General features: G+C 31.9%; 23 protein-coding genes. 14 read left to right on the top strand and 9 right to left on the bottom strand.

Annotation, left to right across the window (positions count from 1 at the left end; genetic code table 11):
• Positions 1 to 48: 48 nt before the first annotated feature.
• From ACFX5F_RS13760 to ACFX5F_RS13730, 7 genes are all read right to left on the bottom strand, one after another.
• Positions 49 to 1,284 (bottom strand): hypothetical protein, encoded by a 1,236-nt coding sequence (locus ACFX5F_RS13760; protein ID WP_379852585.1) that lies wholly within the window; start codon positions 1,282 to 1,284, stop codon positions 49 to 51.
• 159 nt (positions 1,285 to 1,443) lie between these two features.
• A complete protein-coding gene (locus ACFX5F_RS13755) occupies positions 1,444 to 1,581 on the bottom strand; it encodes a class IIb bacteriocin, lactobin A/cerein 7B family (protein WP_379852584.1) in 138 nt (45 codons plus the stop codon).
• A gap of 19 nt (positions 1,582 to 1,600) precedes the next feature.
• The gene (locus tag ACFX5F_RS13750) at positions 1,601 to 1,738 is read right to left on the bottom strand and encodes a class IIb bacteriocin, lactobin A/cerein 7B family (protein WP_379852583.1); all 138 of its coding nucleotides are present in this window, start codon (positions 1,736 to 1,738) and stop codon (positions 1,601 to 1,603) included.
• A gap of 167 nt (positions 1,739 to 1,905) precedes the next feature.
• Positions 1,906 to 3,006 (bottom strand): hypothetical protein, encoded by a 1,101-nt coding sequence (locus tag ACFX5F_RS13745; protein WP_379852582.1) that lies wholly within the window; start codon positions 3,004 to 3,006, stop codon positions 1,906 to 1,908.
• 65 nt (positions 3,007 to 3,071) lie between these two features.
• Complete coding sequence (locus ACFX5F_RS13740) at positions 3,072 to 3,215, bottom strand: hypothetical protein (RefSeq protein WP_379852581.1); 144 nt, start codon at positions 3,213 to 3,215, stop codon at positions 3,072 to 3,074.
• Positions 3,216 to 3,263: 48 nt separating this feature from the next.
• Positions 3,264 to 3,437, bottom strand: coding sequence for a hypothetical protein (locus tag ACFX5F_RS13735; protein ID WP_379852580.1), 174 nt, complete (start codon positions 3,435 to 3,437; stop codon positions 3,264 to 3,266).
• A gap of 16 nt (positions 3,438 to 3,453) precedes the next feature.
• Positions 3,454 to 3,612, bottom strand: coding sequence for a hypothetical protein (locus ACFX5F_RS13730; RefSeq protein ID WP_379852579.1), 159 nt, complete (start codon positions 3,610 to 3,612; stop codon positions 3,454 to 3,456).
• A gap of 506 nt (positions 3,613 to 4,118) precedes the next feature.
• Between ACFX5F_RS13730 and ACFX5F_RS13725 the strand changes: the two genes are divergently transcribed.
• The 14 genes from ACFX5F_RS13725 to ACFX5F_RS13660 all read left to right on the top strand — a co-directional run bounded on the left by ACFX5F_RS13725 (position 4,119) and on the right by ACFX5F_RS13660 (position 20,368).
• A complete protein-coding gene (locus tag ACFX5F_RS13725; RefSeq protein ID WP_379852578.1) occupies positions 4,119 to 5,822 on the top strand; it encodes a helix-turn-helix domain-containing protein in 1,704 nt (567 codons plus the stop codon).
• A 154-nt stretch (positions 5,823 to 5,976) separates the two neighbouring features.
• The gene (locus ACFX5F_RS13720) at positions 5,977 to 6,141 is read left to right on the top strand and encodes a hypothetical protein (RefSeq protein ID WP_379852577.1); all 165 of its coding nucleotides are present in this window, start codon (positions 5,977 to 5,979) and stop codon (positions 6,139 to 6,141) included.
• Positions 6,142 to 6,164: 23 nt separating this feature from the next.
• Positions 6,165 to 7,871: a S8 family serine peptidase gene (locus ACFX5F_RS13715; protein WP_379852576.1), complete on the top strand. Its 1,707-nt coding sequence runs from the start codon at positions 6,165 to 6,167 to the stop codon at positions 7,869 to 7,871.
• Complete coding sequence (locus tag ACFX5F_RS13710; protein ID WP_379852575.1) at positions 7,871 to 9,577, top strand: S8 family peptidase; 1,707 nt, start codon at positions 7,871 to 7,873, stop codon at positions 9,575 to 9,577. Before ACFX5F_RS13715 ends, ACFX5F_RS13710 begins: the two co-directional genes overlap by 1 nt.
• The gene (locus ACFX5F_RS13705; protein WP_379852574.1) at positions 9,577 to 11,778 is read left to right on the top strand and encodes a lantibiotic dehydratase family protein; all 2,202 of its coding nucleotides are present in this window, start codon (positions 9,577 to 9,579) and stop codon (positions 11,776 to 11,778) included. Before ACFX5F_RS13710 ends, ACFX5F_RS13705 begins: the two co-directional genes overlap by 1 nt.
• Before the next feature lie 3 nt (positions 11,779 to 11,781).
• Complete coding sequence (locus ACFX5F_RS13700; protein WP_379852573.1) at positions 11,782 to 12,630, top strand: thiopeptide-type bacteriocin biosynthesis protein; 849 nt, start codon at positions 11,782 to 11,784, stop codon at positions 12,628 to 12,630.
• A 141-nt stretch (positions 12,631 to 12,771) separates the two neighbouring features.
• The gene (locus tag ACFX5F_RS13695) at positions 12,772 to 13,215 is read left to right on the top strand and encodes a GNAT family N-acetyltransferase (protein WP_379852572.1); all 444 of its coding nucleotides are present in this window, start codon (positions 12,772 to 12,774) and stop codon (positions 13,213 to 13,215) included.
• Positions 13,216 to 13,226: 11 nt separating this feature from the next.
• Positions 13,227 to 13,724, top strand: coding sequence for a hypothetical protein (locus tag ACFX5F_RS13690; protein WP_379852571.1), 498 nt, complete (start codon positions 13,227 to 13,229; stop codon positions 13,722 to 13,724).
• A 43-nt stretch (positions 13,725 to 13,767) separates the two neighbouring features.
• Complete coding sequence (locus tag ACFX5F_RS13685; RefSeq protein WP_379852570.1) at positions 13,768 to 15,234, top strand: lipopolysaccharide biosynthesis protein; 1,467 nt, start codon at positions 13,768 to 13,770, stop codon at positions 15,232 to 15,234.
• A gap of 131 nt (positions 15,235 to 15,365) precedes the next feature.
• Positions 15,366 to 15,800 carry a dUTP diphosphatase gene (gene dut, locus ACFX5F_RS13680; protein ID WP_379852569.1) on the top strand — a complete coding sequence of 145 codons (435 nt, stop codon included), beginning with the start codon at positions 15,366 to 15,368 and terminating at the stop codon, positions 15,798 to 15,800.
• A gap of 116 nt (positions 15,801 to 15,916) precedes the next feature.
• Positions 15,917 to 16,927: a sugar phosphate nucleotidyltransferase gene (locus ACFX5F_RS13675; protein ID WP_379852568.1), complete on the top strand. Its 1,011-nt coding sequence runs from the start codon at positions 15,917 to 15,919 to the stop codon at positions 16,925 to 16,927.
• Positions 16,928 to 16,969: 42 nt separating this feature from the next.
• Positions 16,970 to 18,322: a tetratricopeptide repeat protein gene (locus tag ACFX5F_RS13670; RefSeq protein WP_379852567.1), complete on the top strand. Its 1,353-nt coding sequence runs from the start codon at positions 16,970 to 16,972 to the stop codon at positions 18,320 to 18,322.
• On the top strand, positions 18,319 to 19,089 hold the full coding sequence (lolB1, locus tag ACFX5F_RS13665; protein ID WP_379852566.1) for a lipoprotein insertase outer membrane protein LolB1: 771 nt from the start codon (positions 18,319 to 18,321) through the stop codon (positions 19,087 to 19,089). Before ACFX5F_RS13670 ends, lolB1 begins: the two co-directional genes overlap by 4 nt.
• 61 nt (positions 19,090 to 19,150) lie before the next feature.
• Entirely contained in the window at positions 19,151 to 20,368 is a 1,218-nt protein-coding gene (locus ACFX5F_RS13660) for a murein hydrolase activator EnvC family protein (RefSeq protein WP_379852565.1), read from the top strand.
• Between the two features lie 253 nt (positions 20,369 to 20,621).
• On the opposite strand, the gene ACFX5F_RS13655 is transcribed toward ACFX5F_RS13660, so the two are convergent.
• Both ACFX5F_RS13655 and ACFX5F_RS13650 read right to left on the bottom strand, forming a co-directional pair.
• Positions 20,622 to 21,464: a polysaccharide deacetylase family protein gene (locus ACFX5F_RS13655; RefSeq protein ID WP_379852564.1), complete on the bottom strand. Its 843-nt coding sequence runs from the start codon at positions 21,462 to 21,464 to the stop codon at positions 20,622 to 20,624.
• A gap of 24 nt (positions 21,465 to 21,488) precedes the next feature.
• A complete protein-coding gene (locus ACFX5F_RS13650; protein ID WP_379852563.1) occupies positions 21,489 to 22,514 on the bottom strand; it encodes a hypothetical protein in 1,026 nt (341 codons plus the stop codon).
• Between the last annotated feature and the right edge of the window lie 1,163 nt (positions 22,515 to 23,677).

Genomic DNA, 23,677 nt, shown 5'->3' with positions numbered 1-23,677 from the left:
GTAATTCCGCGCAATATAATCGTTGACCTGTCGGGGCAGTCGGTATTTTCATTCTTTTATAGCGATTACAAATCCCAAATAAATTCTAAAGTCTTCCCTAAGCGAAGGAGCTTCAGGTATAAAGCCTTTAGATTTATAAGATGCTCCAATATTAAAATAAGCTGATTTTGTGTTGTCATTCCAACTGGAAAAACGGACAGCTAATTCCGATTTTAGACCCAAACCAAATTCACTTTCTTTATTTTCGAATTCTAGATTTTTAGGTTGTTTCCAAAAGTCAATAGAAGAATTTAATAAAAATTTATCATCTTGAAAAGCATAATTATGAAGATTGATTCCCCCTGCCAAGAAAGTATAACTTTTGTTAAAATATTGTCTAAAATAGGGATTGATTTTATATTTTTCTTTTATGGTTAAATAGACATTTTGCTCAACAAAATCTCCAAAAGGTGCCAAGGAATAATTTACGGAATAATTTACTTTTATATTATTTGATAGATTGTAATTACCATTTTTCCAGATGTTTGGATTAATAAAATTAAGGAATGACATATATCCCATCCGATTGGCATACGATTTTTCTTCGTCAGTTAAATCATTCCTTTCTGTATAGCGATAGAACTCCATTGTAGGTCTATGCAAATGTCGAATCATACCATATAAATCATGTCCCACAATATCTCGATCCAGTTCAGAATCGTCTTTTTCTTTTATTCCTACTTTTGTTGAAAGTAAATTGGTTAAGTAATAAAATTGAGTGCCCAATTTTCTCATTAAATAATCAGGATATAATACCGCATATCTTTCCTCATTAAAATTAAAATAGGCATCCGCTTTTTTCAAATAGGCATAATCTGATTCTAATCCTCCAGTATGTAATCGGATATAATTTGGTAAATCATTATCACGTAAATTTATCAGTGTTTCATCAGAAACTCCTGTTACTTTGGCAACTAAATGTTTATCTACAATTGGCTCACTTATACTTCCAATCCCTAGTTCTGACAATACAGAACGATGTCCTTCTTCGTGGGTAATCGCTTGGCCTATAATCCCAGTAAATAATTGTAAGCTGGTTGAATATATTTTTTTTTGTTTTTTTGATAATGTCTGATCATTTAAACTCCCTCCTAGGTAACGTATAGAATTTAACATCAAATCATTACTTTGATTCATTGTAAAAAGATAACCTCTACCCTCGTATAGATTATAATTATAATATTTTTTTTGTGATATGCAAAAAACGGGTAGCATGATTATAAAGTAAATTATTCTATTTCTCATTTCAATTATTTTTATAAAAACCCATTTAGATGTTATTATTAAAATCTTGTGTTCGAGTGATTTTTATTCTATCACATAAGACAAAAATATTTCAACGGACAAAACTTATTGCTAAAAGTTAATTACATCTAAATGGGCAAGTTTATGCTAAATTCGTTATTAGTCAAAAAGTAAATAAGCAAGTTTTACTAGACCGATTACTAAAACTCCTGCTAACAACTCCAATAAAAATCCACCCTCAATTTCTTGTACTTCTTGAGCATTAAGCTCTACTAAATTCATTTTTTTCAAATTCATAATTTTTAGTTTTTAAATGTTATTCTAATAAATATTCAATGGTTTTCAAGATAAGTATTCCTAATCCAAGACCAAGTAGAAACGCGATAAATCCCCCTTCGGTTTCCTGCATTTCCTGAGCATTAAGCTCAACTAAATTCAAATTATCTAAATTCATTTTTCATTTTTTTTAAAATGTTAATTAATCGTTTATAACAAAATGGTTTTCTCGAGAACTTCTTGTTAGTTATTTACACAGTCTTTAATACGGCAGCTGCAATTCCGTTTGCTTTGTTTTTTGTAGGGTTACAAAACAGCTATATCAATCCCTCATAATTGGCCAAATTATTTTTTTATCTCAGTTAAGTTTTCCTGTATGTATAACTCTAATGATTTAGGAAGAGGTTGAAATAATTGATTCTCTACATTTTCCCAATATTTTTCAGTATAAGAACTCGAATTTATAAAACTATAATTATTGTCCATTTTTTTAGCATCTATTCTTTCTGAAAACCTATAATCTAAAACAAAAACTTCATGAATTACATCAACTTTTTGATATTCTTTGTCTTTCTTGGCTTTTATTTCATAATTCCTTGTCTCTTTAAAATAAAAAAGAGTATTAATTCCTATTTCCTCAAAAGCAGTTGTATTAAAATGTGATTTAATATTGAAATTATTCAAAATGTTTTCTAGACCCAAACCTTTCATTACTTTCGGTTTATCATTTGTAATAATTCCTAAACTTAAATTAGCACCACTTTCATTCGTAAAAAAATTTCCTTTTAGACTATTATCTTCTTTAGTAATTATTTTAATTTCTGTTTCCGCTTTTTGAAAATTATAATTTTCTTGTAAATTATTATAATTTAAAAATTCATTTATTATTGGTGCTCCAATAATTTGAAAATAAATCTTAGCCAACCCTTTCTCTTTTAATTGGCTGATTGATTTGTTCTCAAAAGATCTGTTCGAGAGAAATTTTATTTTTACTTTATTTGTTTTTAATGAAATATAGTATTCCACTATTCCATCCATAAAATAATGTATTTTGTTGTTATTTATTTGCAGACTTCTAACATACGTTTTAAGAACCAAATACTGATTTTTGTCTTTTTTTGGTGAAATAACAATTTCTTTCAGTTCATTAACAATTGGATTCATTTTAAAAACTGCTCCATCATAAAAATCATCGATCCCAATAACTTCATTTTCAAAAAATGAATTAACAAAAGTTAAATACATAGAATTAGATGCCATGATTTTATTCTTCAAGTCGATTGATAGCAAACCATCTACATCTGTAATTCCAATTAAATTTCCTTTGTCTGAATAAATTTCAACAAAAGAAATTTTCTCATTAGATACTTTATCCCGAAATTCTTGCGAAAACAGCAATGAATTAAGGTTAATAAAAAAGAGGAGTAATACTAATTTATATTTCATATTTAAATTTATAAAAAAGAAAGATAGTTTTTCACAGCTATCTCTCTTTTTGCAAGAATTCTTTTTTAATTAAAGTTGAACCAGCTAAAATGAGTATTCCCTTCTATACCATCTAATACTCCTGTTATACGAAGTATATACCATCCTCCATCAATATTCATGATTTCTTGTGCGCTAAGTTCCTCTAAATTCGAATTTTCTAAATTCATAATGATATTTTTTTTATAATTGTTTAAATTATTTTTTTCGTTTTTCAATTAATTACTACCTCCTCCAAAAAATGAAATGTGGAAATTTCCATCAATCCCATCTAAAAAGCCGGTCATTCTCATAATATACCATCCGCCATCGGTACTTATTACTTCTTGAGCATTAAGCTCTACTAAATTTAAATTATCTAAATTCATATCTGTTATTTTTTTATTTTTCAAAATATTTTGTTTGCAATTATTCTTTTGACAAGCTTTGGTTTTCTATATAATCGTAGTAAGCTTCTGCTAAATATGATTTAACAGAATCCCATTGTCTACTTAACCATGACCCGCCCACAACTTCTTGTTGCTCTTGAGCATTAAGCTCTACTAAATTCAAATTTTCTAAATTCATTTTTTCTAGTTTTTTAACCTGTCTCAGACAGCCAAGATTAAACATTTTTTTGTGACAAAAGGAGTTTCTCGAGAACTTTCTTTTTTTAATCCATTTTTACATTCTTTACTCCGGCAGCTGTAAATTCCGTTTGCTTTGTTTTTTAGGATTACAACTTAGCTTTATCTAAAAACCTTCTGCTCTGTTTTTTTTAGGGTTACACAACAGCTGTATTATTCCCCTTACAATCGGCCCGATTATAATTTAGAAAATGATTCTGCTTTCACAAGTAACGTCTTACTAATAAATTTTGTTTCATTTTCTGATGCCAAAACTAGGGTAAAGACGACGTTCAAAACAAACGGTCGTTATTGGAATTCGGGAATATCGACACTGTTTTCAGGAATTTCGGTGTTTGTTAATGCGTAAATAGCTATAATATAACTACTTAAGTCAAGTGAGTAAAAATCATCATTTATTGCAGATTTCTTTTTGTTTTGCTCTATTTTTGCAAAAAATCACACCTGATGGCTCACTTTCTTTGGAGTAAAACACTTTTTTTATTCTTATTACCGCTTGCTTTACTAGGACAAGTCCAAAAAAAAGACCTTACCCGACTTCCTTACGATGACTTGAAGAAGTTGTTTATTGAAAATGAGAAAAACCATACTAAACAAATAGAGTATGCCAATGCGTATCTGGCTAAAGCAAAACAAGAGCAAACTTCTATTAGAATAGCAAAAGGCTATTACATGTATTCCATAATAAACAAAGGAACTAAGTCAATTTGTTTTTTAGATAGTGTAATTAAATATTCTAGAAACACTAATGATATAGATTTCCCAGCAGTTGCTTATACTGAAAAAGCATATGAATTAAAAGCACAGTTTAAATTTAAAGAGGCTATTGATAATTTTATTTTAGCTGAAAAATATGCATATAAGAATAATATTGATTATTACTATGAGATTAAATATTCCATTGCGGTATTGCGCTCTGAAGAATTGGGAGAAACAATTGAAGCATTAAATTTATATAAAGAATGCTTTAAATATTACAAAGCCAAAGAGGTAAGAACCCCTAAATATTCTATAAACTATCAAAATACAATATTTGCTCTTGCAGACTCGTATAAAGCACTAAATCAAACTGATTCTGCAACGTATTACAATAAACTGGGATATAGGGAGTCGAAATTCACCAAAAACGAGAGGTATAATTCACTTTTCATATTAAATGAAGGTGCCAACTTGGTATTAAAAAAAAATTATAAAGCAGCTTTTGACAGCATTAAAAAAGCGTTACCAAAAATGATAGAGTATAAAGATGAAGGAAACACTTTGGCTGCTTATTATTATTTTGGGAAAGTGTATGATGGATTAGGTAAAAAAAGTGAAGCGGTAAAAAACTTTATTAAAATGGACTCGCTTTACCAAAAAACAAAAAGAATTACCCCCGAATTCACAAGTGGATATCCTTATTTAATTTCGTATTACAAAGACAAGGGGGACAAGGAAAATCAACTAAAGTATCTTACACAATACATGTACATAGACAGTACTTTGCAAAAAAATTATAAAGAATTAACAAAAAAACTACAAAAGGAGTACGATATACCGCAAATATTTTTGGAAAAAGAAACACTAATTCAATCTCTGGAAGACCAAAATACAAAGTCCTATTGGGGTATTGGAGGTTTGTTTTTAATTACTGTTTCGATTACTGGATTTGGCATTTACCAACACAGCCTTAAAAAAAATTACAGATCCCGATTTGAAAAAATTATGAATCAAACTGAGATATCCAATGAACATTTAACAAATACTCCTAACGAAGAAATTGAAATTCAAACCAATAATAACAAAGAAGACATAGGAATTGCAGAAGAATTGATCAATCAAATTCTAGAAAAACTAAAACGTTTTGAATCTAAAAAAGAATATTTGCAAGCTAATGTTACAATACAAATGCTTTCAACGACATTTGAAACCAATAGTAAATATGTATCAAAAATTGTAAATACCCATAAGGGCAAAACATTTATTCAATACATTAATGATTTAAGAATTGAGCATGTTATTGTGCAATTAAAAAAGAACACTAAATTGAGAAAATATACCATTTATGCCCTCGCTAAAGAATTTGGATTTAATAGTGCCGAATCCTTTTCGGCGGCTTTTTATAAAAATACAGGGATTAAACCTACATATTTCATCAAAGAGCTTGGCTGAACACAAATACACTACATTGCTTATTATTAACAATTTAAGCAATTTCAAAAGTCGGAATTCAGGAATTCCGATATGTAAAAATTCGACAATTCATTAATCATAAAGGAATGACATTATACATTTGCATTCTTACAAATCAACAAAATCAATAAAAATGAAAACAAACAAAGACAAAAAATCAAATAATAAATTTGATTTGGAAAAAATGAAAGTAGCGAAATTGAAAAATATGCATTTAATTAACGGCGGAAATATAAATAATGATGACATTGCAACAGTAACAGATACTCAATCAATTGTTATTAAAGTTAGTAGATAGACATTCCTGAGCTCAAACATTTTATGAAATCTAACTATAAGCTTCTATTATTATTATTATTATTATCAGGTTGCAAATCTGCAAAAGAATTAAATTTTCTTTCCGAGAACTCTCTTGACAAAAAAGAAAATACAAAAGAAGCACTACAATTTTGGTATCAAAAAGATTACAAACAAGATGGAATTCCTGGCATTTCGATTGATAAATGGTATAGTCAAAACCCAAAAAAACAAAAAAATAAAAGTGTTATCGTAGCAGTAATTGATACTCAGATAGATAGAATACATGAAGATTTGCAAGGTAATATTTGGATCAATCCAAAAGAAATTGCCAATAACGGTATCGATGATGACCACAATGGCTATATTGATGATACAAATGGATGGAATTTTACAGGGACCAAAAATGGAGGCTATATAGTATGGGGGAATTTTGAATACGTTCGTTTTGTGAGAATGTGGGACCCATTATTTAAAGACAAAACAGAAAATGAAATCGCCGTTAAAGACTTACCAAATTATAAACAATACTTAAGAGCAGTAAAAATACTGGAGGAGAAAACTATTTATTACAAAAATTTACTTAAAATTACAAAACATTGCATGGCTACTTATTCGTTAGCAAAAGATAGTTTGAAACATTATTTCCCAAAAGAAGACTATACCTATCAACAATTGGATAGTATGTATAAAAAACACAAGATAAATAACAAAACATTTGGTCAAAGAAGTGATGATAATGATACAGATTTGGGTTCATTAATCGACGGTATGATGGTTAATTTTGAAGTTAATCAAAAAAGTTTTGATGTCATCAAAGAAAATGAAGCACAGTCGGATTCTATTATTAATAAAAATCTTAACATTAATTTTAATGAGCGTATTTCTATTGGAGACAACCCTAATCTTCTTGAAAAAAGTTATGGCAATAACAATATTAGTATAAACAAAGAAGGGTATAGAAATATCCAAGAACATTGCACCAAAGTATCAGGAATTATAGCTGCCGATAGAGAAAATAATAAAGGAATAAAAGGGATTGCTGACAATGTAAAAATAATGCCTTTGAGCATTTCTTTTTCTGGCGATGAGCATGATAAAGACATTGCCATGGCGATACGATATGCGGTTGATAACGGGGCCAAAGTAATCAATATGTCTTTTGGGAAAGAATTTTCAGTGCGTAAAGAATGGGTGTTTGAAGCCTTTAAATATGCCCAAGAGCACGATGTCTTACTTGTTCATTGCTCAGGAAATAATGGGTTTAATGTTGATGAAAATCCGTATTACCCAAGCGACAATATTTTTGACGGTTCAAAAGAAGTATGCGGTAATTTCATCAACGTGGGTTCCATCTCGTCTAAACTGGATAGCACTTTTGTATCCACTTTTTCTAATTATGGTAAGCAGAACGTCGATTTATTTGCACCAGGGGATGAAATTTATACCACATCAGCAGGCAATACGTATGTTTCTGATTCAGGAACTTCCTTAGCGGGACCAATGGTTTCTGGTACTGCTGCTTTAATATGGTCGTATTACCCTAAACTTACTGTGACTGAGGTAAAACAAATCATTCTAGATTCGGGTACTGCTTATGATCTAGAAGTTCTAGTTCCTGGCTCAAAAGACAAAAAAGTTCCTTTTTCGGAATTATCTAAATCGGGTAAAGTTTTAAATGTATATAATGCCATGAAACTGGCTGAAAAAGTGAGTAAACAGAAATCCTAATGAAGCCAATTTATACTTTCCTTTTATTTTTATTCTTTTTAATAGGTTGCAAATCAACAAAGGAATCTACCACTTCTTCCGTCAAATCAATAGCTAAAAAGAAGCTTACTTCATTAGCATCACAAACTTGGTATCGTAAAGATTATCAACAAGATACCATACCAGGCATTTCCTTAGATAAATGGTATCGTCAAAACAAAAAGAAACCAAAGAGCAAAAGTATCATAGTTGCTGTAATAGACACTCAAATCGATCTGGGTCATGAAGATTTAGAGGGACAAATTTGGACTAACCCCAATGAAATTGCTGGCAATAGAATTGATGACGATCACAATGGTTATATAGATGATGTTAATGGTTGGAATTTTACCTCAAATAAAAAAGGGGATTATGTAGTTTGGGGCAATTTTGAATATATTAGAATATTGAGGGAATGGGGACCATTATTTAAAAGTAAGACTGTAGACCAAATTTCACCTCGACAGCTCCCTGATTACATAGAATACCAAAGAGCCTTAAAAATTTATGAAGAAGAAAATTCGGATTATAAAAATTGGCTTAAATCCTCAAGATATAGTGTGGCCTTATTTCCTGTAGTAAAAGACACTTTAAAATATTTTTTTCCTAAAGAAGATTATACGTATAAACAGTTGGACAGTATCTATAAAATCCATAAAATAAACGACAAAAATTTTAGACAGCGAAGAGAAGACAATGATTTGGATTTGGGGGCTCTAATTGGATTTATGAAAGCTAGATTTGATTTTAATGATAGAACATTGGAGAAAGTAATGGATAATGAGACGCAAGTAGACTCCATTGTAAACAAAAACCTCAATATAAATTTTGATGAACGTACTTTTATAGGTGATAATTCTAAAATTCTAGAAAAAGGATATGGCAATAACAACGTTAGTAACAATAAAGCGGGTCACAGACCTTTTCAAGATCATTCTACAAAAGTATCAGGGATCATCGCTGCCAATAGAAAAAATAATAAGGGCATAAAAGGGATTGCACAAAACGTAAAAATCATGCCCTTAAATATTTCTGCATCGGGTGATGAGCACGATAAAGATATCGCCATGGCGATACGGTATGCGGTTGACAATGGTGCCAAAGTAATCAATATGTCTTTTGGGAAAGAGTTCTCCTTGCATAAAAAATGGGTATTAGAGGCCTTTAATTATGCCGAAGACCATAATGTTTTACTCGTTCACATTGCTGGAAACGATAGCTTTAATGTTGATGAAAATCCGTATTATCCAAGTGATGTTGCTTTTGACGGATCTAAAGAAGCCTGCGGGAATTTTATAAATGTGGGATCAATTTCATCTAAATTAGACAGTACTTTTGTATCCCGTTTTTCTAATTATGGCAAACAAAATGTCGATTTATTTGCCCCAGGTGACGAAATATATTCTACATCGGCTGGTAATACGTATGCATCAGATTCAGGAACTTCCTTAGCGGGACCAATGGTTTCAGGAACGGCTGCTTTAATATGGTCGTATTACCCTAAACTTACTGTGACTGAGGTAAAACAAATCATTCTTGATTCGGGTACTGCTTATGAAATAGAAGTTCTGGTTCCTGGTTCAAAAGACAAAAAAGTTCCTTTTACGGAATTATCTAAATCAGGTAAAGTTTTAAATGTTTATAATGCGATGCAACTCGCAGAAAAAATGAGTAAGCAGAAACCCTAATGAACAATTATAGAGTTCAGCCTTTCTCGTCTCATGTTTTAAGAACCCCTTTATTTCCATTGCCTTTCTATTTTGATTTATTGGAAAATTATTCCCAAGAAACCTTATTGAAATTATTTGAAAGTCCTTTTGTTAGAGAAGCAATTCGCATGGCTTCACCAGAACTGCTAATTGCTTTAGACAAATGGAAAGAAAACCCTTCTGGTCTATCCAATAAAAAAAGGAATGGTTTAGAATTTAGCTTACTGAAATATATAGCAAGAATGTCAGCTCGTTGTACCCCTTTCGGTTTGTTTGCTGGTTGTGCGATAGGCAAAATAGCTTCTAAAACGAACATTGTACTTAAATCTCCTGAGGATTGTACACGTTTTACACAATTTGATATGCAATTTTGGGTGGCCCTATTACAAGATTTTTCTAAACGGAAAGAGGTTAGGCCCCATCTTAAATTCTATCCCAATAATTCCATCTATGCTCTTGGCGATTTTTTCAGATATGTAGAATACAACTATGTAAAAACAAAAAGAGAACATAGTATTTCGGCACTTAGAAAATCGACACTATTGAAAGACTTATTGTTCCAAGCAAAATCGGGTATGACTGTTGATGAAATGGTTTCTCTTCTTGCTGATGATGATTCTGAAACAGCAGAAGCTTTAGAATATATTAATCAGCTTATCGATTTTCAGTTTCTTGTAAGTGAACTTGACGGAACAATAACAGGAAGCGATGAATGGGAAAGAGTTTTCGCTATTTTTAATAAAATCCCTGCTTTAAAAGAGGACTGCGAACTTTTGCAAAGAATAAAAAAGCAGTTTTTGAAATTAGACGCAACTCTTATTCCTTCTGAAAAAAAGTATGAAGAAATAAAAATGCTAATCCAAAAAACAGGTGTGGAATATGATGAAAAATACCTGTTTCAAACCGATTTAAATACTAGTACAGCAGTAAATACCTTAAGCGATAATACATATGGAAAAGTGCTGCAGGCCATCCGTTTTTTAAATGGAATTCAAAAGAAAAGGGAGTCTGTAAATCGAGTAAATTTTATAAAAGCTTTTACCCAAAGATATGAATCAAGAGAAATGCCATTGACTATTGTTTTAGACAGCGAAACTGGTATTGGGTATCTTCAAAATTCTGAAATGAATGACACTCATGAAATATTAGAAAAATTTTCTTTTAAAAGTAAAATTCCTGAAGCAGAAAATCAATCTTGGACTGCCTACGATTTTATAGTAGAGAAAAAATGGCAAGAATGCCTCTTAAAAAACGAGAAAGTTATCTCACTTTCTGAAAAAGATTTTCCTGATTTTGATGCCAACTGGGATAATACACCAGCCACTTTTTCAGTAATGATTGCCGTTTTTAGTAATGAAGGAATAGCTATTGAATCTTCGGGCGATGTGAGTGCTGCAAAATTGTTGGGTCGTTTTTGTAATGGGAATGTGGCTATCCATAATTTGACAAATGAAATTGTTGAAAAGGAGGCAGCCCATCATCCCAACAAAATTCTTGCAGAAATGGTGCATATTCCTGAATCAAGAACCGGAAATATATTGAGAAGACCCGTTTTAAGAGCGTATGAAATTGCATATCTTTCTAATTCGGGAGTAAACCAAGATTACACTATTGACTTAAATGATTTGATGGTTTCCATTAAAAGCAATAAAATTGTCTTGCGATCCAAAAAACACAATAAAGAGGTCGTTCCTTGTTTGTCTAATGCCCATAATTATTCCAGTAAGTCCTTGCCTATTTATCATTTTTTATGTGATTTACAGTCACAAGATTTAAAACCAGTTTATAGTTTCAATTGGGGTGTTCTGGAGTCGCATTATAATTTTTTCCCAAGGATTGACTACAAAGGGGTGATCCTTTCGAAAGCTAAATGGATGGTGAATAAAAAAGAAATAGAAACATTTTCTAAACAAATTGACTCCGAATTATTTAAATTATTTACAGCATGGAGATTAGAGCGAAACATTCCGCGATTTGCAAACTGGGTCAATTATGACAACACCCTTTTGCTTGATTTTGAAAAAGAAGTTTGTGTTCAACTATTTTTAAAATCAGTCCGAAATTTCTCTAAAATCACGTTAGAGGAATTTTTATTTACAGAAGATTCTATCGTAAAAAATACCAATGGAGAATATTTTACTAATCAGTTTATACTATCATTTTATAAAGAAGAATTGTAAAGTATGAAAAGAGATTTCTGCATAGGGAGTGAATGGTTGTATTATAAAATATATACCGGTGTGAAAACCGCAGATATTACTTTACTCGAAGAACTATATCCGGTAATTTTTGATTTAAAAGAAGAAAAAATAATTAACAAATGGTTTTTTATCAGATACAAAGACCCCAGTGAACATATAAGAATCCGATTTTATTGTAAAACCCCGGAAAACGTATCAATCGCAATTGCAAAAATCTATCCCATTTTAAATAAGTTGCTTGAAGAAAATATGGCTTGGAAAGTACAGACAGATACCTATCAAAGAGAAATTGAAAGGTATGGCGAAAATACGATGATCGATTCAGAATCTCTTTTTTGGCATGATAGTGAGATGATTTTACATTATTTATCCATAAAATCTTCTTTTACAAAAAATGAAACGCAACTGTTTTTTAGTTTTAGTGCTATTGATAGTTTTTTAAATTCATTTTCGTTGACCAATGCTGACAAGTTGGTTTTAATGGATGAATTGCAGCTGTCTTTCAAAAAGGAATTTGACGCAGATACCGTTTTAAAAAAAGAAATGGATAAACAGTATAGAGGATTATCTCAGGAAACACAACGTTTCTTGTCAGGAACAGCTATAAATGATTATCCTGAAATTTTCAAAGTGATACAAGAAAAACAAGATCAAATCAATAAAACAATTCTGTCAATCAAAGATAATTTACAAATTCCTTTGTCTAGTTTTTTAAGGAGTCATATTCACATGATGATAAACCGACAATACACGTCAAAACAAAGAATGTATGAGTTGTTAATTTATGATCATTTATATAGGTATTATAAAATGGTGGAGCATAAACAATGATTAAAGTAATAACATGAATTTATTATCTTTGGTACAAATACAATCCGAAAATTTAAGTAAATTAAAAAGTTAGGCTAAATCAATAGCCGACATAAGTCAACTTTTTTATTAATTTTATGTTTTAAAAAAACAAAAGAAACAATGCCTTTAATAATCAAAGAACTCACTACAATAGAAGAAATGCTCGCTAATATTGAAGTAATGCGATTTTTATATCCTGCATTTACTTTAGAGAAATATGAATCCTATCTGGTTGAGATGATTCCGCATAATTACAAGCAGGTTGCCGTATTTGAAAATGAGATTTGTGTTGCTGTTTCAGGTTTCTGGTCAGGCACAAAACTTTGGTCGGGAAAATACATCGAGATAGACAACTTTATTGTGCATCCGGAACATCGCTCTAAAGGTTTGGGTAAGATGATGACGGATTATGTGGATGCTTTGGCCAAAGAAACGGGTTGTACGATGATTGTTTTAGACGCTTTTACAGGAAATTATACTGCACACCGTTTTTATTACAACCAAGGTTTCGTTCCAAAAGGATTTCATTTCTTGAAAATTTTAAATGAAGAGGGATTAAGCTAAATCGCTAAAAGATGAAAATTTCTTTACAAATTGTGTTTTTTTTATTAATCATAGGAAGTCTGGTTTACTGTGCTTCAAAAGAAGACATAAAAACTAGCTTCCCACAAAAGATAAAATTAGTTTATTTTCAGAAATGGATTGGCGGAAAAGAATCTAAGGGAAGCGGAACTCTTTTTTATATTGAATTTGAAACTCCGCTTTCTAAAGACATTCAGTTAGTAAAAATCTATTTTCAAAATCAGGAAGCCGATTTCGAACAGTCAACAAAAAATATTTTTGTGGCTCATTTAGCGCCAAAATATATCAATCCAGATTTAATTTTGCACAAGGATAGTCGTACAGAATATGGCAACCAAGCGCCAATTATTACGAAGCCTAAATTTGCTTTGAAACCCACCGAAGCACTATTGGAATATAAAAGTAACGGCAAAAGCTATTTTTTCAAAATAAATAACCCCAAAGAAAAGCCAATGATTGCGTATCCAAGCGTGATTAAACCAAAGAAATAGTTATTTTTGTTTTATACAAATTATAATTTTCAAGCCATATATTTTGAGTTTATACAAAAATCTTTTTAAACAGACTGCCATTTACGGACTCGCAACGGTTTTGCCGAGAATAATCAGTTTCTTATTAAATCCATTGTTTGTTATTTATTTACCAAACAAAAGCGAAATGGGGGAAGTTTCCGTGATTTTCTCGTATTTGGTTTTCTTTAATGTAATTTTATCTTATGGAATGGAAACCGCTTTTTTTAGATTTTTTAATACAGAAGAAAACAAGAAAAATGTAATATCGACATCTACTCTGACCCTTTTTTGGTCTTCTCTGGGGTTTTTATTTATTTCATTATTGTTTAGAAAAACACTTTCTGAATGGGCAAATATAAATGTTGAATACATTACTTATACTATTTGGATTTTGACACTTGATGCTTTAGCAATTATTCCATTTTCAAAATTGAGGGCTGAAAAAAAACCTTTAAAATATGCTGCAATTAAAATTGGTAATGTTTCCGTAAATTTTTTGCTTACAGTCTTTTTTCTTGCTTTTTTGCCAAAACTAGTTCATCAAAATCCTGACGGTTTTTTAAAAACTATTTATATTGAAAACTTCCAGATAGGTTACATTTTCATTTCGACTCTTGTAGCTAGCTTACTTACTTTTATTGTTTTAATTCCAAACTACTTAAATATTTCATGGAAATTTGATTACTCATTATGGAAAAAAATGATGAATTACGGTTTTCCAATTTTAATAGCAGGAATTGCGTTTGCAATAAACGAGCATTTTGATAAAATTCTTTTAGATTGGCTTCATGTTTCTAAATCTGATATTGGCGCCTATTCAGCTTGTTATAAAATAGGGATGTTTATGGTATTATTCAGAACGGCTTATACATTGGGAATCGAACCCTTCTTTTTCAGCCATGCCAGTAATGAGAATGCACAGCAGACCTATGCAACCATTACAAAATATTTTGTGATTTTCGGCTCGTTTATTTGTCTTTTTGTAATTGCTTTTATCGACTTGTTAAAACGACCACTTGTACCAAATCCCGAATATTGGGATGCAATAAAAGTGGTTCCATTAATTGTTTTAGCCAATTTTTTTCTGGGTATTTACACCAATCTTTCGGTTTGGTATAAAATTATAGATAAAACTAAAATTGGAGCTTATATTTCTATTGTTGGTGCAATTATAACTTTGCTGTTAAATTATTTATTAATTCCTACAATGAGTTATTATGGTTCAGCCATTGCAACTATTGCTGCTTATGGAAGTATGATGATTATCTCCTATAAAATGGGACAAAAAAGTTATCCTATTCCGTATGAAATAAATAAAATTTTCAGCTATTTAACGATTACAATATTATTTTCAGCCATTTCATTTTATATTCCTCAGTTAAGGGAAAATTATTTTTTAAAAATAGGATTACTATTGTTATTTTCATATTTCATATATTATAATGAAAAAGAGACATTTACGAGAATTTTAAACGCCAAAAAGAATTAAGTTTATCCTACTGAATTTTTAGGAGCTATTTCCTGCTATTCGTTACAATCTTTTATTACCCTGTCAGGATTCAAAACCCTGACAGGGTATTAAAAGGATTTTCACTGCTATCAGGGCTAAAAAACAAAATCATGACAATAAACATCATCAATAAATCAATTCATAGTTTACCAAATTATGAAACTAAAGCTTCGGCAGGAATGGACTTAAGAGCCAGTTTAACAGATTCTATTATACTAAAACCTTTAGAAAGGGCCATTGTAAAAACAGGTCTTTTTATTGAATTACCTATCGGGTACGAAGCGCAAGTGCGTCCAAGAAGTGGATTGGCTGCCAAAAACGGAATCACCGTCCTGAATTCTCCCGGAACTATTGATGCCGACTATCGTGGGGAAATAGGAGTAATTTTAGTAAATTTATCCAGCCAACCGTTTGTAATCGAAAACGGAGAACGCATAGCGCAACTCATCATCGCCAAACACGAACGTGCGGAATGGATAGAAGTTCAGGAATTAACTGAAACGTCCAGAGGTGAGGGTGGTTTTGGAAGTACGGGAGTGAAATAAGCCCCCTAACCCCCAAAGGGGAATAAATGAAAAATAACATAAAAAGAATCTAATAATAAATTAAAATCCTACTCACCCCTAGTAGTACTTCCCCCTTCGGGGGTTAGGGGGCTAATATGAAAATAATTGTCCCTATGGCTGGTCGTGGATCACGCCTTCGCCCACATACTTTAACTATTCCTAAACCATTAATTCCTATCGCTGGAAAACCAATCGTTCACCGACTGGTAGAAGATATTGCGGGCGTGTTGAATCAAGATATCGAAGAAGTAGCCTTTATTATTCACGAAAGTTTTGGCAAAAAAGTTGAAGAAGAATTAATTGCTATCGCCCAAAAATTAGGCGCCAAAGGAACGATTTACTACCAAAACGAAGCTTTAGGAACAGGTCACGCTATTATGTGTGCCAAAGATTCTTTGAGCGGACCAGCTGTTATTGCTTACGCCGATACTTTAATTCGTGCCGATTTCGATTTAGATCAAAATGCCGACAGTGTTATTTGGGTAAAACAAGTAGATCATCCGGAAGCTTTTGGTGTAATCAACTTAAACGAAGCAAATGAAATAGTCGAATTGGTGGAGAAACCTGCCGAATTTGTATCAGATCTTGCCGTTATCGGAATTTACTATTTTAAAGATGTTGCCGTCTTAAAAAACGAACTTCAATTAGTATTGGATAATAACATCATTCACGGTGGAGAATATCAAATTAACGATGGAATAAAACAAATGATGGCAAAAGGCATGGTATTTGTTCCCGGTAAAGTCGACGAATGGATGGATTGCGGAAATAAAGATGTTACTGTGGATACAAATTCCAGAATGTTAGGGTTCTTGCACAACGACGGAATTCATTTAGTGGATTTTAATGTGAAACTAGAGAATTCTACAATTATTCCACCTTGCTATATTGGAGAAGATGTGGTTTTGATCAATGCAACGGTTGGACCCAATGTATCATTAGGAAACGGATGTCATGTTGTTAACAGTACCATAAAAAATAGTTTGGTACAAACTCATTCTCATATAAAAAACGCCAATCTGGATAATGCTATGATTGGGAATCACGCCAGTTTCGATGGTAATTTTACCAGCATTAGTATAGGAGATTATTCGGTGATGGAATAGATTTGACTTAATCTTCCTAAAGTGGAGGAAAAATAAAAACTAATGAAAAAATTTTCATTTTTATTTATACTTTTTGTTTTGCAATGCAATTCTACTTTGTTAATGGCACAAACGGAACCCGAAGAAATAAAACAGGATGCAGATCAGTTTGAAGATTCTTTTTATGAGTCTTTGCTTCAAAAAGGAATTGAAAACTATGATAAAGCGATTGTTTCTTTAGACAAATGTTTGAAGTTACAACCTAACAATGCTACAGTATATTTTGAATTGGGAAAAAATTATTCAGCATCAAAAGATTATAAAAATGCCTATAGTTCATTTGAACGCGCCACCCAAATTGACCCTACTAATGCATGGTTCTGGGTTGGCATGTATGATGTGAGTTATGAAACCAAGAATTTCAGTCAAGCGATAGTGGTAATTAATAAATTGATCACATTCGATACCAAATATAAAGAAGATTTGACGTCACTTTACATGGCTACAAATCAATTTGACAAAGCGTTGAATCTCATCAATGAATTGAACGCGACCTCTGGAAAAACGGAAAGACGGGAATTATACAAAATACGGATTTTGTCTGAAGGAAAATATCAAAACACGGAAATATCAAATTTGATAACCCAAATTGACAAAGACCCAAAAGAAGAGTCGAATTATATCGCGTTGATAAATTTATATTCTAGAAATAATGAAGAGGAAAAAGCATTTGAGATCGCCAAGAAATTAGCGGAAGCGATCCCAACATCGGAATGGGCACAGGTGAGTTTATTTAAAAATTATTTGGAGAATAATGAGGCTCAAAAAGCAATAAACGCTATGAATATTTCTTTGGCAAGTGCCAAAATAGATTCGAAAATAAAACACAGAATGCTGAATGAGTTTTTGATTTTTACCGATAAAAACCCGCAGTATTCCGCGGATTTAGAAAAAGCAATCGCTTATTTTGATGCAGACAAAGAAGTTAACGTAGCGAAGGAAGTAGGGAAGTTTTATCATAATAAAAAACAATGGGATAAAGCCATTAAATTTTATGAACGGGCTCTAAAAAACGGAGATTTCGAAGACATCGAAACTAATTTGCTTTTGCTTCAAGTGTATACCGAAGTGAAACAATTTGAATTGGTAGGTAAAAAAGCCATGACAATGATAGAGTCTTTTCCGTCGCAACCCCAATTTTATTATTATTCAGGTTTGGCAAATAACCAATTAAAGCAATTTAAAAAAGCTAAGGATATACTGGAAATGGGTTTGGATTATTTGGTAGACGACAAAACAATGGAAATAAATTTCAATATCCAACTTGGAGAAGCATACAATGGTTTGGGCGATGACAAGAAAAAAGAAATGTATTTTTCCAAAGCGAATCAATTATTAAAAGAAAAAAAACAATGAAAAGAATAGCAATACTAGCTGTGGTCGTTTTAATGATGTCATGTAAGTCGAAATCGGTTGTGGCTGAGGCAAATGTAAAAGCCACCCATTTGACGGCAAATAAAATTATAGAAAATCATTACAACAATAAAAACAATTTTTCTACATTATATATTAAGTCTAATGCCCGTTATGTAGATGACAAGCAGACACAAAATGTTACGGCAGAAATAAAAATAAAGAAAGACGAACAGATTTTGGTAAGCATACGCTTTTTGGGAATTACAATGGCAAAAGCATTGATTACCCCAACATCTGTAAGCTATTACGAGAAAATCAATGGCAGTTACTTTGAAGGTGATTTTAGAGGTTTGAGTTTATGGTTGGGAACCGATTTAGATTTTACTAAAATCCAAAATATGTTGTTAGGAGATGCAATAGATGATTTGAATAAAGGAAAATATACGGAGTCACTGGCGGAACAAACCTACAGATTAGATGACGTTTCGAATAAGAATACTAAGAAATCTTTTTTCTTTGATGCTGATAAATTTTTGGTAAAAAGACAGGAAATAACACAAACTGCTGAAAATAGAACTATAAAAGTAGCGTATTCAGACAGTAAAGTGTACAAAGAGGCTACATTGCCTTCGAATGTTTTAATAAACACATTACAGACAAAAGGGAAGACCGAAATAAATTTAGATTACAATACCGTATCCTTCAATGAAGAACTTTCTTTTCCTTATAGTGTTCCGAATGGGTATAAAAGAATTATAATTAAGTAAATTTGTAAAAAATATATTTTTTAATATGCCAAAATTTCTCCTTAACCTAATTTTTATATGTATGACTTCACTGCTGTGGAGCCAAGAATCACAACAAGAAAAATTAGAAGCACGAAAAGCTCAAATCCAAAAAGAAATACGCGAAAACGAAAAACTTTTGCAGAGCGTAAAGAAAAAAGAAAAAAGTGCGATCAATGTAATTGTAATCCAAAGCAATAAGATAAAGCTGAAAGAAAAATTAATAAGTACTACCGAAAAGCAGACTAAGCTTTTGGGGAATGATATGTATGTCAATCAGGTAAAAATCAATAAGCTTAAAAATGAATTGGAAATCCTCAAAGCTGATTATGCCAAGATGATTGTGAAATCCTATAAAAGCCGTTCTGAGGAGAGTAGAGCCATGTTCTTGTTGTCTTCAGAGAATTTTTTGCAGGCTTATAAAAGAGCGCAATACATGAAGCAGTACACCAATTATCGAAAAATGCAAGGCGAGGAAATAAGTTCAAAATCGAACCAACTCCTGGATTACAACGGTAGATTAAATGTGCAAAAAACGGCCAAGCAAAAACTAATTGCCGAAAAAGAGAAGGAAAGATTATCTTTAGAAAAAGAGAAACAAGAGCAGGAAAGATTAGTAAGTTCTATTAAAAAAGACAAGAATAAGCTTCAGGCAGACATTAGAAAAAAACAACAAGAGTCGAGACAAATTGATAAACAAATTGATAGGTTAATTCGTCAAGCTATCGCTGAAGCGAATAGAAAAGCGGCATTAGAAAGAGCAAAAGCAAACCCAAGCGCGCCGGTCTCTAAAGTGGCAGTATCTTCATCAAAAATTGAATTGACACCGGAATCCAAATTGATTGCAGATAATTTCAGATCCAATAGAGGACGATTACCTTATCCGGTAGAAAAAGGATTTATTTCATTGGGTTTTGGAGACCAACCCCATCCCGTATTTAGTACTTTAACAATTCATAACAGCGGTGTGGAAATCACGACAGAGCAAGGTTCTAATGCCAGAGCAGTATTTGGTGGTGAAGTAACAAGTGTTATTGTTTTATCTCCTTTAAACAAAGCGGTAATGATTCAGCATGGAGATTTCTTTACCGTTTATCAAAACTTAAGTTCAGTTTCTGTTAGCAAAGGAGATAAGGTGAGCATTAAGCAAAGTTTAGGAAGGGTAAGAACCAATAATGAAACAGGAAAAACGATTATCAAATTTTTAATCCTTCAGAATACTACCTACAACAACCCACAGAGTTGGTTGTCACCAAGGTAAATAGATCAATAAAGGAAAGTGGATTTATTGAATCCATTTCCTTTATATTTTTAAATAACAAACAGCATCCCAGAATTATACAATTCAAGACGCTGTTTTTTTTTTGGACCCTTACTAAATGGATATTCAATATTGATTACTAGTTTCATTTTACAAGTTAAACGAATAAAAAACGCCCTATTCTCATCACAAGAACAGGGCATTTCTATTTTATAAGCTAGAATGAGACTAACTTGTGTGTTCTTTATAACTGTTAGTGAAAAGAAGATCTTATAGCTTCCATGGTACTTGGAGTAGACCATTGACCAGCAACAATAATACGTCTGATCGTATACAACGGGTCAACAGAATCTCTTTTTGTCGCTAAAATATAAGCCATTTGGTATCCGCTCTTTTTTAACTCAGGAATCGCTGCTTTATTCCATAAACCGAATGGATATGCAAAATACGTCACCGGTTTGCCAATGATTTCTTCAAGCTTAGCTTTTGGTTTTACCAATTGCGTATTCCAGTCGTCACCAGCATATTTAGTTACCATGTGATGATCCCAAGTATGCGCTGCTATAGTATTTCCACTATCAGATAAGCTTTTAATTTGCTCTTTACTCAGATAGCCCGGACGACCAATCGAAACGGTCATTACAAAGAACACTCCTTTAAACCCGTATTTTTTCATTTCTGCAGCACCAATACTAAATTGCTCCCCTCTAGTATCGTCAAACGTAATCATTACCGGATTTGAAGGCAATGGAACATCATATGCAAGGTAGTCATATAGTTGATTGGGTAAAATACTGTGGTAACCAGCATCGGATAAGGCTTTCATTTGCTGAGCAAAATTTGCCGGTGAAACCGTATATGTTTTTGTCATTTCGCCATCACCCGCTTTGAGTTCTTTAATGTTATGATAGCATAATATAGGCACTTCTTTTTTGGAAAGAATGGTCGCTGCGTCAGCCATTGTTTTTTTTGGAACTATTTTTTTTACAATTGGTGCTGCAGATAAAACAACGTCATTTTTGGTTTTACCGGTTTCCGAATGACAACCTACCAATAAAAAAAGACATGCAAAAACTAAAAAAGCACTATTTTTCATAAATCGAAAATTTATTTAAAGGAATTATTGATATTGAATGTAGCTAGGTTTAGGCGTAAATTTCACTAATTCTTCCGGCGTATACATCACCCAATTTTTTCTAATATCATTTTTATAAAATAATTTAAATCCGGTAAACTGAACCGGTTCTTTATAAATATAGCTTCTGTAAGAATCTTTTTTTAGCACTTTGTCACCAAAACCGTCCATATCCATTACTACTTGAACTTCGGGAACTGTTTTTATTTTTTTATAGTTGGTTACCATACCTTGTGTAAAACGGTGTACGATAAGCACTTTTGGAGTCAATTTGTTTTTGCGAACAAGGTCGGCCAAAATATCAATAGCATCATTGATATCATCAGCAGTAAAAGTCCCGATTTTTGATCCAGGAATCTCTCCATTTTTTAATGAAAATTCAGGGTCAATTCCTAAATGAACATTAGGCATTGAAAGATATTGTACCAGATTAGTAACTTCATCTTTTACATTACTGTGTCCCACTTGGATATCTACAAACACTAAAGCATTAATAGGTTTTGCCCAACTTAGAATGGTATCGATTTGCTTGAAGGGCATTCTCATACGGTGTTTGTTGTCTTTACCAGGGGCGCCTTGGGCTGTAACAGCAATGTAATGCAAGGCCGGGATTGCCTTCACAGAAGGGTCGGCAGCTTGCCATTTAGCTACTTCACCTTGTAATTTCTTAAGCATTTGAGCTCTTGGTATTTCTCCTAAAATCCCCATTCTTGTCGAATATAAATTACCATAATAAGCAATAATTCTATTGTATGGCAGTAATGCTCCGGCCAAAGGATAAGGTGTCTTTACCGGCCATCTACCTGTAGTGTCGTTATTGCTCAAAGCCACCATTCTTTTGTTGTAATCAACAGTGTCAATGGTTTGAATAATTGGTTCTTTTACGGAATCAGTTTGAACAGTTGTAGTTTTTTCTTTTCCAGTTTCTATGTCAGCAGCTTTTCCACGATTGCAACTGGATACGATAAACAATATTGGAAGGATTAGGAATGCAAAAAGGGGCTTTTTCATAAATTAAGTCTATTTATTTTTCATTGCAAATATAAAGTATTTTAAGAACGGCTCGTCCATTAAAATAGTATTAGGGGGTATAATTTTTATATAATTCACGGATTAGTCAAGCTATAGGTGCTAGTTTTAACGGTGTACTTTTTATGGCTAATAAATAATTGGGTCGGGTTAATACTAGTAATCTTGTTAATTAGAAAAGGCCTCCTTTTTGGAAGCCATGTAAAATCATTCACCATTTCTTAAAACAATAGTTATTGAAAACTATCACGTTCAGAAAAAATTCTTATTGGATTATTTTGAATAAAAAGCAAACCATACCAACAATCAATAAGTATAGAATTTTTATCATAATATTTAAGTTTATAGTTATTTCCTTTAAAATAATTATATGCAAAAAAACGAGTTATATTTTATTTATGCAATACCCACTTTTGGTGATATTGTCCAAATATAATTATTTTTTAAAGAATGCAGCTAAATAGTATTGATTTAGTATCTTTTTAGGGAATTGTCAGCGATTTTTTGATTCTTATTAGCCAGAAGTTAAGACTTTCCAGCCGTTTTGAATTAGTGAATTTCAAAAAGCAAGCTTTGAGTGAATCATTCTTAATTTATTCCGTATTATCATTAAATAGTACTAGATTAATTTTTGAAAGCTATAAATTCAATATAGGTACCAACAAAAAAGACTATCGTCACCGACAGTCTTCTTTTCGCTTTACAACACTTGATTAACCAAAACCCCATTATAACATGGAAGTCATAAAGCAATGCAATATTTTAAAACAAACTTTGGAGGGAAACTTCTTAGGAGTCGATTAGCAAATTTTTTCAATCAAGAACAAATTACAAATCAAAACAGTATTGAAACTTCCCTATTTCAGCATGCTGTTTCCAAAGTTTAGAATATTAGTTTTCTGAATTATCGACCATTAGGTATTACAAACATAATTCACTCTAGTTTAGCTATTTTACGGTTTCCCGTAAAAGGATGATTTTTTTTTTAATTAAATACATGGGGGATTAGTAAAACAGTTTACTTCACTAGTTGAATGAAAACGAATAGTACTCGATCTTTAGTCTTAAATAGAATGTGATAAAGTAGTTTTGTTTTGGGAGTGTAAAGGAATGAAGGCATTGAATCTGCAAATCAAATCCCAAAC

Origin of the sequence: Flavobacterium zhoui (assembly GCF_042787235.1) — a bacterium.
Lineage (GTDB): Bacteria > Bacteroidota > Bacteroidia > Flavobacteriales > Flavobacteriaceae > Flavobacterium > Flavobacterium zhoui.
This window is presented reverse-complemented; position numbering and strand designations above follow the sequence as displayed.